The sequence below is a fragment of the Glutamicibacter sp. genome, from assembly GCF_035257265.1.
In the GTDB taxonomy this organism is placed as follows: Bacteria; Actinomycetota; Actinomycetes; order Actinomycetales; family Micrococcaceae; genus Glutamicibacter.
The window spans coordinates 1-12,113 of sequence record NZ_DATEXC010000018.1 but is presented as its reverse complement, the minus strand read 5'-3'; the positions used below and the strand labels follow the sequence as shown (position 1 = coordinate 12,113).

General features: G+C 55.7%; 11 protein-coding genes and 1 tRNA gene. 2 read left to right on the top strand and 10 right to left on the bottom strand.

Annotated elements, in window-relative coordinates; all coding sequences use genetic code 11:
- Positions 1–4 precede the first annotated feature (4 nt).
- The 3 genes from VJ369_RS02945 to VJ369_RS02935 form a co-directional block, all read right to left on the bottom strand.
- Positions 5–487 (bottom strand): bifunctional nuclease family protein, encoded by a 483-nt coding sequence (locus tag VJ369_RS02945; RefSeq protein ID WP_324090653.1) that lies wholly within the window; start codon positions 485–487, stop codon positions 5–7.
- 40 nt (positions 488–527) lie between these two features.
- Positions 528–1,283, bottom strand: a complete 756-nt coding sequence (locus tag VJ369_RS02940; protein WP_324090652.1) for a MerR family transcriptional regulator — start codon at positions 1,281–1,283, stop codon at positions 528–530.
- A 77-nt stretch (positions 1,284–1,360) separates the two neighbouring features.
- Positions 1,361–1,813 (bottom strand): FHA domain-containing protein, encoded by a 453-nt coding sequence (locus VJ369_RS02935; RefSeq protein ID WP_105678854.1) that lies wholly within the window; start codon positions 1,811–1,813, stop codon positions 1,361–1,363.
- A gap of 175 nt (positions 1,814–1,988) precedes the next feature.
- On the opposite strand from VJ369_RS02935, the gene VJ369_RS02930 reads away from it, so the two are divergent.
- Together VJ369_RS02930 and VJ369_RS02925 are read left to right on the top strand one after the other, a co-directional pair.
- Positions 1,989–2,573 carry a hypothetical protein gene (locus VJ369_RS02930; RefSeq protein WP_324090651.1) on the top strand — a complete coding sequence of 195 codons (585 nt, stop codon included), beginning with the start codon at positions 1,989–1,991 and terminating at the stop codon, positions 2,571–2,573.
- A gap of 15 nt (positions 2,574–2,588) precedes the next feature.
- The gene (locus tag VJ369_RS02925) at positions 2,589–2,948 is read left to right on the top strand and encodes a DUF488 domain-containing protein (protein WP_324090650.1); all 360 of its coding nucleotides are present in this window, start codon (positions 2,589–2,591) and stop codon (positions 2,946–2,948) included.
- Positions 2,949–3,192: 244 nt separating this feature from the next.
- Here VJ369_RS02925 and VJ369_RS02920 read toward each other — a convergent pair whose 3' ends face one another.
- From VJ369_RS02920 to VJ369_RS02890, 7 genes are all read right to left on the bottom strand, one after another.
- Entirely contained in the window at positions 3,193–5,082 is a 1,890-nt protein-coding gene (locus tag VJ369_RS02920) for an FAD-binding monooxygenase (protein WP_324090649.1), read from the bottom strand.
- 247 nt (positions 5,083–5,329) lie between these two features.
- Positions 5,330–7,039, bottom strand: coding sequence for an ABC-F family ATP-binding cassette domain-containing protein (locus VJ369_RS02915; RefSeq protein WP_324090648.1), 1,710 nt, complete (start codon positions 7,037–7,039; stop codon positions 5,330–5,332).
- 284 nt (positions 7,040–7,323) lie between these two features.
- A tRNA-Pro gene (locus tag VJ369_RS02910) sits at positions 7,324–7,397 on the bottom strand.
- A gap of 100 nt (positions 7,398–7,497) precedes the next feature.
- Positions 7,498–9,030, bottom strand: coding sequence for a ribosome biogenesis GTPase Der (gene der, locus VJ369_RS02905; RefSeq protein WP_324090647.1), 1,533 nt, complete (start codon positions 9,028–9,030; stop codon positions 7,498–7,500).
- A gap of 103 nt (positions 9,031–9,133) precedes the next feature.
- Complete coding sequence (cmk, locus tag VJ369_RS02900; protein ID WP_324090646.1) at positions 9,134–9,832, bottom strand: (d)CMP kinase; 699 nt, start codon at positions 9,830–9,832, stop codon at positions 9,134–9,136.
- Positions 9,814–10,917, bottom strand: coding sequence for a prephenate dehydrogenase (locus tag VJ369_RS02895; protein ID WP_324090645.1), 1,104 nt, complete (start codon positions 10,915–10,917; stop codon positions 9,814–9,816). Before VJ369_RS02895 ends, cmk begins: the two co-directional genes overlap by 19 nt.
- A gap of 3 nt (positions 10,918–10,920) precedes the next feature.
- The coding region (locus VJ369_RS02890) for a pseudouridine synthase (RefSeq protein WP_324090644.1) at positions 10,921–12,113 on the bottom strand (1,193 nt) is incomplete at its 5' end.

Here is a 12,113-nt window from a genome sequence, read left to right as displayed (position 1 = left end):
TGGGTTAGGCGGAGAAATCGTCCGGATCAATATTGTCCAGAAACTCCCTGAACTCCCGCATTTGATCTTCCGGAAGCTCTTCATCTTCGGATTCAATTTCAATAGCTACCCCCGCAGATTCCATGACCTCTTCGGTACAAAGAATCGGGCACTGAGCGCGGACCGCTAAAGCAATGGCATCCGATGATCTAGAATCCACACGTTTGCCATTTGAGAGTACAAGTTCCGCGGTGAAGATCGCGTTTTGCACCGAGACGATTTCAACTCGTTGTAGGCTCACTTCGAGCGCTTCCAGTAGGTTGATCAGTAAATCATGCGTCATCGGCCTAGGCGGCATTAGACCCTGCTCAGACATGGCTATCGCAGAGGCTTCGGGTGCCCCGATCCACAGCGGAAGATAGAGATTTTGTTCATGACGCTTTAAGAGCAGAAGTGGCTGGTTCGAAGGAAGCTGGATTCGAATCCCGGCAAACTCTAGTTCAAGCATGGACTCCCCCTAGTGTTGCGAACTCGTTGCTAAGCTCAGCCTAGCGATCAAGTTGCGAAATCGCACGCTGTACCAGCGCCTCGTGGAGTTCCAGGCACTGACGAGATATTTCTTGGGCTTCTTCAGCGGCTCTAGCACGCGCCGAAACTTCAGGCTTTTTCAAGTCCGCGCCAATGATTGACTCGATGAGCGAGAATTCGCGCTCGGCAGCCGTGCGGAACTGGCGCAGGTGACGTGGTTCAATTCCGTGATTTGAGAGCTCGACGGCAGACTTCGTAACTCTTACGCTATGCGAATCGAACCGACCCGATTCCGACTCTATCAAGCCAAAGTTAACTAGTTCGTTAACTAGTTCCTCGCTGGCAGAGGTCAGCCCGCACAATTCAGATAGGGAAACCGGTCGGGAATGCCGATCGACCGCTTCAGCCATCTCACTGTTGACTGCCTGTGGTGCTGCCGGAGCACCTCCTGGAAGCGCTGCAGGAGCTTCCCCGCGATCGATCGCGTCAAGGTGATCCTTGATGACCTTCAAAGGCAGGTATTGATCCCGCTGAACCGAGAGGATAAAGCGCAGTCGACTGACATCTGAAGCTGTGTACTTACGGTATCCCGCGGATGTCCGTTGCGGAATAATCAAACCTTTGTCCTCTAAGAAACGAATCTTGGAGGCAGTGACTCGAGGAAACTCGTCTTTGAGCTCTGAGAGCACTTCGCCAATATTCAGTGCTGCCACTCTCACGTTCTCGTGGCGAACTGCCTCGAGTCGTGGGCTACGGGCTGCATCAAAGAGTGGCAAAGGAGAGGCTCCTCAAATTGTTAGGTTGAAAGTTAGCCCGAACCGCAGGCCACCAGGAAACTAGTTCAGTACCTAGCTTAAACGTTTGGCACGCTCTGGTAGAAATTGAGTCGGAATTTACCGATCTGCACCTGTACCGCATTAGCTAAAGTCACCGAGTCGATACGATCACCGTTGATGTAGGTTCCATTAAGCGACCCAATGTCGCTGAGCGTAAACCCTTGGCCGACGCGCTCAAATTTTGCATGACGACGGGAAACAGTCACGTCATCTAGGAAAATATCGGCATCCGGGTGCCGACCAGCGATATTCGAATCCGTATCCAGCAAGAAGCGCGCACCTTTGTTTGGCCCGGTATGGGCAATCAACAAGGCGGATCCTGCAGGAAGGGCTGAGACCGCAGTACGTTCATCATCTGACAACGGATAGATTACCGAAGGCTCCGCAGACTTGTGAGCCGCCGGCAAGAAGATATTGGTCGTTTCGGAGGCAGACTCGATATGCGGGTCAACCGGCCCATGTTCAGACATTTGGGGTCCTCCAAGAAAATTTGCTCTCAAGCTTGCGCTTGTCGACCTTTAGGTAAACGGGTGATCATTGGTTTACACCAGACTATCTCCAGATTAGCCTACTCAGCCCCCAAGAGATAACACGATATTACAAATTTTTGACGCTCGGCATGCTCAAACGTGCAATGATTCCTGCATGGAAGAGAAAACGCGAGCTACCAGTGGCCTAACAAGCGATGAAGCCCCGGCTCTTAAACCGAGCTCAAACTGGAAAATTCGATTGTTCCTAGGTGTAATTGCGCTACTCATCCTGTTAGGAATTTACGCGATCGCTACGATTTTTATGCCTGTTTGGTGGGCGACTAAAATTTCCAGCCATAATGCAGGTTCCGCCACGGCAGGCTGGGTTTCCGGTTTCTCCATCGGTTTCGTTTTTGCGTTAATTCCTATGTTGGTACTTTGGCAGGTGCGTTACCGCAAGTTGAGCTGGCGGGGGCGCGCGGTAATCGCTATATTCGCGATTGTTCTTGCTTTACCTAATTGGCTAACACTTGGGATCTTCTGGAACTCCTCGGATGCGGCACAGAAGGCACAGGCCATTTTGAATACCGGGGCAACATGGTTCGGCGGGGCCAGCCTCGTTGGTGCGATAAGCGCCGCTGCCATCTCATTGATCCTCGTCATTAGCTGGCTCGTCTTCCGCCGACGAGGCGCACGCATCAGAGATCTAGAGGCACAACAGAAGGTACCACTAGACTCCACAATTCATGATGAAGGCTAAGGATTAGGAAAGACAATGACTGAAATACGACTCAAACGTGCCTACGTAGCTGCTGAAGAGTCTGACGGCTACAGGATCCTGGTTGATCGGTTGTGGCCAAGGGGACAGACTAAAGAAGTACTCGAGTTGAATCGGTGGGCAAAAGGCATCGCGCCTTCTAGCGAACTGCGTAAGGCGTGGCATCACGATGCAGACAGGTTCTCGGAATTTGCAGAGCATTATCGCCAAGAGCTCAACCAGAATCCTGCTGTCGACGAGTTCTTAGAACTTATCGAGGCGCAACCGGTTGTCACCTTCGTCTATGCAGCCAAAAATGAGGAAATCAACCATGCAATGGTGCTTCGAGACTTTCTGCGTGAACAGCTGGTTCAGTAGCTTCATCCGTTGCTTTCGTTGGCGGAACAAAACAGACGCCGTCAACGCAGGCCATCTCGGATTCTGAGACTTGTTGAAGATCGAACTTGAATTCCATAGGTCCTCCTCTAGGGCAACTTCCTATTCAAGTAGAACTACGAAATGGCCTCTGATATTCCGCAGGCTAAAACGATTGCCCTGCCACAAGAGTGTGTGACAGGGCAATTGAATAACGTACGAGACTACTTTAAACTTTACTTCGAGACTAGCGCTGCGAGAGCAATACCCCGTCAAAGAACGCTGCCAGATCGGCGCGAGCATCTAATGGCAGAACATTAGCTACATACTGATCCGGACGCACAATTACGATTGCGCCGTCCCGCGAGATCTCACGCTGTTCGTAGATATCGTTTCCTTCGAGTACGGAATAGACCTTTTCGTAATCCATCAGCCCAAACGTCCCATGGTTTGGGCGGAACACCTTTGGTGCATCGTTGTGGTTGAAGGTGGTGTAGTCCTGCTGGTAAACGACCTTTACGTCGAAACGCGAGTCGATGTCAGCCTCAGCCGAAGTGTATTTAACAACCGGCGACTCTGGCGATTCAAGTAACCACTTCGAAAGTTCGCTGACCCTTGAATCAACACCTGCGACCGACTGATCCGCGAAGACATAGATTCGGTAGCGTCCGTCGGCACGGTGGTGGTGGCCCAAATGCACTGGATTATTGTCGCCTAGACGCATGACCTCGGCCGACTTGAAGCGCTTGCCAATCGGGAAGCCCTTGGCCAAATCCTGGTGTTCCTTGGAACCGGTCAGCTCAGATGGGGCGTACTCGGTCATGAAACCTGCAGGGAATTCGGCGGTGCGTACGTAAAACTCCGCGACGCCTTCCTTGCCCTCAAGCTCTTCGGGCATTGCGGCCATCATCGATGACCACTGCTTATCAAAGTCGATCAGATTCTTGGCAATGACCTGACGTTCCGCCGAGTAGGTGCGCAGCAGGCTCTCTGGCCCCTGGCCGGTGAGCACGTAACCGATCTTCCACGCGAGGTTAAAGCCGTCCTGCATGGACACGTTCATACCCTGCCCGGCCTTAGCCGAGTGAGTATGGCAAGCATCGCCGGTGATGAAGACCCGTGGTTCGCGGGAGCCGATCTCTTCGACTGGTACGTCGTCGAATCGGTCGGTGAGCCGGTGCCCGACCTCGTAGACACTGTGCCAGGCGACGTCCTTCACTTCCAGCGTGTAAGGGTGCAGAATCTTCTTGGCACGCTCGATGATTTCTTCCAGCGGAGTCTCGCGGACCTTACCGCCGTCTCCCTCAGGAACTTCGCCTAGATCGACGTAGAGTCGGAAAAGCTGTCCGCCTTCGCGTGGAATGAGCAGGATTGAGCCGGCATTAGAGTGGATGGCACATTTGGTGCGCACGTCGGGGAAGTCGGTTAGCCCAAGTGTATCCATGACACCCCAAGCGTGGTTGGCCTTGTCACCAGAGAGCTTGGCACCGATAGAGCGACGCACATTACTTCGAGCGCCATCAGAACCGACGACGTATTTCGCGCGAACGATGCGCTCGACGCCCTCGTTGTCCTCGCCGCATCCAATTAGGGTGACCTTGACAGGGTATTCCTGACCATTTTCGACTGATAGTTCTTTGAAGTCCCAGCCGTAGTCTGGGGTGATTCGTGCCGGCGAGTTTTCGGCGAACTCGGCAAAGTAATCAATAACTCGCGCTTGGTTAACTACCAAGTGCGGGAATTCGCTGACGCCGGTCGGATCATCAGCCGTGCGGTCGGTGCGGATGATATTTTCTGGGTTCGCCGGATCAGGATTCCAAAAGGTGGTCTCCTTGATGATGTACGCCTCATTGGTGATGTGCTTGGCGAATCCGAAGGCTTGAAAAGTCTCCACAGTGCGTGACTGGATGCCATCGGCCTGGCCAATCTCCAATCGGCCCGGGCGGCGATCGAGAATCCGAGTGTGGACATCTGGAAATTGTGAGAGCTGGGCAGCGGTGATAATGCCGGCCGGACCAGCGCCAACGATCAGCACATCCATCACGTCAGGCATTTCCTCGGGACGGTTAAGTCCGGTTCCTGCTGCTGGTTGGACCCGTGGATCCGCGGAAACATATCCATTGTGGTGAAACTGCACAGCTTCATCCTCACTTCTCTGTGAACGCTTAGATTCAAAACTCTTGTGTTCGATAATAGAACGTCAGATTCGCATATCGCACACTAACTATAAGTCTATTGTGAACGTCGACACAAGCCCGCATTGGCTTCGTCTCAACTTTGCCGAAGTCAAGCTCCAAAAATAGAAATTAAATTGCGCCACCGGCAACTCGCATCGTTGCTGAGGAAAACAGAGAACTGCAGCACATCAAGTTCAGGCGCCCCGGCTAGGCCCGGATAACCACTGCTCCTGCGTCTACCGTCAGCCTATGAGCATGGGAGTGCTCCATGAGTTTTTGTTGCCAACGCCGGTCGTGGGTAACCGTGATGACGGTTCCAGGGTAAGTAGTCAATGCATTTTCCACCTGTTCTACTAGTTCCGGCGACAGATGGTTAGTCGGTTCGTCTAGTAGCAGGATCTCTGCTTCGCTAGATATCGCTACGGCCAGCTCCAGCCTCCGCTGCTGTCCTACCGAAAGGGTTCGCGGATGGCGGGTGAAGTCCTGCGGTTCGAATAGTCCCGATGCCGCCAATTGCAACCATGCCTCCGGCAGATAAGCGTCGACGGCCAAAGCAAAGGCCTCAATCAGGCTGTCACCCGGTAGACTTTGCAGATCCTGTCGAAGCCAACGCACGCTCAGTCCTGGCGCGTGAAACACTCCTCCGCTTTCCACCGATAACTGTCCAGCCAAGACTTTTAGGAGACTAGTTTTCCCGGCGCCGTTTGCTCCTGAAATCAACCACCGCTCCCCTGCCCGAATAGTCAGGCTGTCAACGCTAAGCTTCGGAAAATTGCATCGTGAGATGGCCTCTAGGGCGATCAATTTTTCCCGTGGCTCTTCATATTCTGCAGTGGATCTCGGAAGTGCAAAGTGCAGCTGCTGTGGTGGAACGATTGCCGGTTGCGCAGTGAGTTCATCAATCCGAGACTTTGCTTGCCGAATCCGACTCATCGATCCATGCGTGCGACTGCGCTGTCGAAAGGCCCCATGCCCATACCCCGCTTTTTCCTGTTTACGTGGGACCGCAGCAACTCGATGGGTATTTTTCACGACAAGTCGACGTGCGCGTTCCAATTCCTGAGTCCACGTTTGATGCATTGCGATAGTTTGTTCCCGTTCCAGCTTTTTCGCTCGCAGGAAACCATCGTAACCATCGCGATAATGCCGAGGCATGCCCTGTTCGATTTGCAAGATATCTTGTGCGAACTTTCGCAGGAAAACTCTATCGTGGCTAACCACCACCATGGCACCGCGATAATTTTGTAGTTTGTCTTCCAACCACGCTAGGGCGGTGTCATCTAAGTCGTTAGTTGGTTCGTCGAGTAAGAGGAGCTGAGATTCTGCACAAAGCACAGCTGCTAAGGCAAGCCGGGAACGTTGACCTCCCGACAGTGTTGCCACCTCGTCTCCTCTATCGAGGGCGCCAAGGCCAAGTTGTTCTAAGGCGACCATCAGCCTCTGGTTCACCAAATAACCTTGCTGCGACTCATATAGCTCAGTCACTTGCGACAATTGATTTAGTAGGTGTTCAGAGGCTTCTTCCTCTGCGCGTTCCAGCCGCGTGCCAATGGCCTCGATCAGTCGTTCCAGGTCGCGAAATCTATGATGGTACCCGTCGATGACGTCTTGGATCGTAGCCTTCTGCGCAAACATTGGGTTTTGGCTGGCCATCGCGATACCACCAGGCACTTGCATGTGGCGATGGCCCGAAGTCGGTGAAAGTGTTCCAGCGAGCACACGCAGCAAAGTCGATTTTCCTGCACCGTTCTCTCCTAACACCGCAATTCTTTGCTGGGCACCAAGATGTAGATCTACCACTTTCAAAACATCTCGTTCAGCAAAGCTGACGCAGACTTGGTGCAGGGAACAAACAAAATCATCGGAGCCATGATTTTGAGAAGGAGTCGGAGGTACAACTAGAGGTTCGCGGGTCATCTGATACTCCTTAGTGACCTCGGCAAGGCTGCGTAGTTAGCAAAAGATTGTTGGCCACGGGCCGAAAAGGGAACTCTGGAACGCGAACGAAAGTTCGGTGCGGCAGCGCAGATTTCGCCACGGAGTAGGACTCAACGTGACGATCTAGTTTATAAAAACAGTGTTCCCATACGCTAAACACTACGCTCGGGCATTCGACCTGCCAAGGGTGTGGCGCGCGAAGGAAGATTTTAAGCACGAAAAAACCCCGACGAAAACGAATTTTCGTCGGGGTTTTCAGCCGGTCGGGCTAGCGGGATTTGAACCCACGGCCTCCTGACCCCCAGTCAGGCGCGCTACCAAGCTGCGCCATAGCCCGATGCTCTCGCAGCCGTTATCCCTGCGCCTTACGGCGAGGGTGCCGTCTACGAAAAGCTCCTTAATTACCCTACCTCAAGAGAGGCATAATATTCGAACCGTTACCGATTGCGGCTACGACGCTCACGAATACGCATGGATACCTCGATCGGAGTTCCCTCAAAACCGAAGGTTTCACGCAGGCGTCGCGCGATGAAACGGCGGTAGCCTGGATCCAGGAATCCGGAGGTGAACAGCACGAATTTCGGCGGACGCGAAGATGCTTGGGTGCCGAACAGGATGCGTGGCTGCTTACCACCGCGTACCGGGTGAGGGTGCGCCGCAACGAGCTCGCCAAGGAACGCGTTGAGCTTGCCAGTTGGAATGCGCTTATCCCACGAATCCAGCGAGGTATGCAGGGCGGCAACAATCTTGTCCTTGTGCCAGCCGGTCAACGCCGACATGTTCACACGCGGCGCCCACTCGATGTGGGCCAGATCGCGCTCAATTTCCTGTTCCAGGACGTAGCGGCGATCTTCGTCGACTTCATCCCACTTATTGAACACGAGTACCAGCGCGCGGCCGGCTTCGATGGTCAGCTGGATGATGCGTACGTCCTGCTCGGAAACGGTCTCATTCGCGGCCAGCAGAACTACGGCAACTTCGGCCTTTTCCAAGGCAGTCTGGGTTCGCAGCGATGCGTAGTAATCCGAGCCCTGAGCCATGTGCTGCCGGCGGCGGATACCTGCGGTATCCACGAAGCGCCAGACCTCGCCACCTAGTTCTAGAAGCTCATCGACTGGGTCGCGGGTGGTGCCGGCAAAGTCGTCAACAACCACGCGCTCGGAACCTGCAAGCTTGTTCAGCAGCGAGCTCTTACCCACGTTTGGCCGGCCGATCAGCGCGATACGGCGCGGACCACCGGAAGGAATCATTCCACCGAAGGCCGAGTGGGCGGGAAGCTTTTCCATGACCGCGTCCAACAAGTCCGCGGTACCGCGGCCGTGTAGTGCGGAAACTGGCCAAGGCTGGCCAAAGCCCAGACCCCACAGCGAGGCTGCTTCGGCTTCTTGATTAAAATCATCGACCTTGTTGGCGACTAGGAAGACTGGCTTGCGCTTTTTGCGCAGCATCTTCACTACGGCCTCGTCGGTCGCGGTAGCGCCCACATGTGAGTCGACTACGAAGAGGATTGCATCGGCTACGTCTGCGGCGATTTCAGCCTGCTCGGCGACCGAGGCGTGGATGCCCTTCGCGTCATGTTCCCAGCCACCGGTGTCCACCACGGTGAACGGGCGGCCTAGCCACTCGGCGGAGTAGGAAACGCGGTCACGGGTGACACCCGGAACGTCTTCCACTACGGCTTCGCGGCGGCCAAGGATGCGGTTGACCAACGTCGATTTGCCTACGTTGGGGCGGCCGATGATGGCCAGAACCGGCGGGATGATGACGTCTGCATCATCCTCGGAGTCGTCGTCCAGACCGGAGAGCAGCGCGGCGTCTTCGGCGTCCAGATCGTAGTCATCGAGTCCGGAAAGCAGTGCGCGAGTGCGGATTTCCGCGTCTTCCTCGCTCAGTTCGGCTAGGCGCTCGGCGATATCGTCGTCTACGAGGGGGGTGTATTCCCCATCGTGGGAGTTGTTGTGGTCGCTCATGATATTCCCTTCAAGGCGATAGGTCCTGCCCAAGGTGGCGGGCGGAACGTGAATCTTCATCGGCTCTCGCCGAGGATGGGCGCCGGTTAAGGCTTAGTTAGTACTACTTTTTCGCAGCCGTGTTGATTGCGTCAAGCACGGCGTTGATGGTCTGCTCAAAATCCAGATCCGAGGAGTCAACCGTAATCACTCCATCGGCGGCCTGGGTAAAGTTCACAACCGTCGAATCTTTCTTATCGCGTTCAAGCACCTGGGATGCAAGCGCGCTGGCGTCCTGAGTTCCGCCAAGCTGGATTCCGCGGCGGCGCAGGCGCGCCTCTTCGGAAGCCGTCAGCAGAATTCGAGCATGTGCTTCGGGGGCAACAACAGTGGTGATATCGCGGCCCTCGGCGACAATGCGCGCGTTGGCTGCGATGATTTCACGCTGTCGACGGACCAGCTCGGCACGGGCTTCCAAATTGGTTGCCACCGCCGAAACCTGCTCTGAGATGCGAGGTTCACGAATCGCTTCGGTCACCACGGTATCGCCGATGACCACGTGTTCGTGATCCGGATCCACCGAGATTTCGAGTTTTGCTTCGCGCACCGCGGTAGCTATGGCTGCGCCATCGGATAGGTCAGTTCCCGCGTCGAGCACCGAGTAGGTGATCGCCCGGTACATTGCTCCGGTGTCCAGGTAGGCAGCGCCTAGTGCGCGGGCCACTGCCTTGGAAACCGAGGACTTGCCCGAACCACTGGGTCCGTCAATGGCGATGACCAGGTTCTCTAGGTTAGCTGCGTGCGTCACTGGGCTACTTTCCATCCGTTGTTCGTCAATACGTTGATCAATTCATCGCGCCGTCCGGGCAATACCGACACGTCCACCAGTCCTACCTGGTGTCCGGCGGAGTGCTCCATGCGCATATCCTCGAGGTTGATACCTGCCTCGCCGATATCTGCCAAGAGTGCCGCGATCTGCCCCGGTTTGTCATCAACGACGACGGTAACCAGTGCGAATGCCTGCGGTGGGGCACCGTGCTTGCCCGGAATTCGAGCCTGCCCGGCGTTGCCCTCGCTCATCAATTGCGACAAATCCAGTAAGGCGCCATGGCCCGTTGGATTGTTCAACGTATTGATCAGCCGGTCCAGGTCTTCCTTCATACCCGAAAGAATCGGGATCAACGCTTTCGCGTTGTGTGAGAAAATCTGGATCCACAACTTTTCATCGCTGGCAGCGATGCGCGTCATGTCCCGCAGCCCGTTGCCGGCCAAACCCAACTGGTGGGCTTGAGCGTTTAACAATCGCGATGCGATCATCGAACTGGCTGCCTGTGGAAAATGGCTGGTCAGCGCGACCGATTCGTCGTGAGCGGTGACGTCCATGCGGTGCAGGGTCGCCCCCAGATCGATGGCCAACGCCTCGGCGGTTTTCACGCTCGCGGCGGAAGCCAACTGGTGCGCGCAGATCACCCACGGCATCGAGGTAAACAACGCTCCACGCGCGGCGGCGGGACCTGATTTCTCACGTCCTGCCATCGGGTGCGTACCCACATAGCGGGCACGATCCGCGTCGCTCAACCGCGCATCGGCATTCACCGCGGCGAGGATTGAACCCTTCACGCTAGCGATGTCGACCACCGTCGAATTCGGGTACTTTAACAACGATTCGGCCACCAGTGTCGCGGTGACATCAGGCGGAGCACCGATGACCACCAGTTCCGGGGCAATTCGCGCCTCGGAATCCAGTGGTTGACCGGCGCCGATGTCATGAGCGACAGCTTGTGCGGTCGGCGAAATGTCCTGCAGGTAAACCGCTACGCCCTTAGCGCGCAGCCCCAGACCCACCGAGGTGCCCAGTAGTCCGGTGCCAATCACCAGCACTGGGCCGGCAAGGTGAGAAGTGGGCATAGGTTACATCCCCACCATGGACATCAAATGTCCGACTTCCTGGTTACCCAGAGGTCGGATGACGCCTTGCTTCTGATCGCCGAGCTGGATCGGGCCGATACCCACGCGCACGAGGCGCTCTACTGGGTGTCCGACTGCATCGAACATACGACGCACGATGCGGTTGCGACCGGAGTGCAGGGTCACCTCAACCATCACGGACTTCGGCGTGGTGTCGATGACCTTCAGATCGTCAACCTTGATCCAGCCGTCTTCCAGGCGCACACCTTCGCGCAGAGCATTGCTCGCGGCACGCGAAATTGGGCCAGGAACCTGTACCAGGTAAGTTTTTGGAACCTCATACTTCGGGTGCTGCAGGCGGTTAGCCAGTTCCCCGTCATTTGTCAGGATCAGCAGACCCTCGGTCTTGTAGTCCAGTCGGCCCACATGGAAGAGGCGCAACTGAGCGTGCTCGTGACGGAAGTAGTCAGCGATGGTACGACGACCCTCAGGATCATCCATCGTGCACATCACGTGCTTTGGCTTGTTGAAAACGAAGTACTTGTTTGTCTGGTTCAACTGCAAACGCATGCCGTCGACGTGGATGGAATCCTTGGTCGGATCCACGCGGGCACCGAGTTCGACGATGAGCTTGCCGTTGACCTCAACGCGGCCTTCGGTGATCATTTCTTCACAGACGCGGCGGGATGCGACTCCGGCGTTGGCCATGGCCTTCTGCAGACGGACGCCGTCCTGGCTGTCAGTGCGGTTTGCCTGGTTTTCGACGCGAGCCTGAGCCCGGGCACGCTGGGTTGGTCGGGCGTAGTTTGACTGCACCGAGTTACCGAAACGTTCCTTACCGAAGGCTGCCTCGGAGTTCTTGCCAAATGCCGAGGAGCTGGACTTGTCACGGCTTGCTCCTGGTCGGCCGGAACGATGGCCCTGCTTGTTGCCAAAGGACTTGCCGCCCTCGGAACGGTTGCCATAAGGCTTATCACCGTAGGACTTGCCACCCTCAGAGCGGTTGCCTCCGTAGGACTTGCCGCCCTCGGAACGGTTGCCATACGGCTTATCACCGTAGGACTTGCCACCCTCGGAACGATTGCCATACGGCTTATCACCGTAGGACTTGCCACCCTCGGAACGATTGCCGTAAGGCTTATCACCGTAGGACTTGCCACCCTCGGAACGATTGCCGTAAGGCTTATCACCGTAGG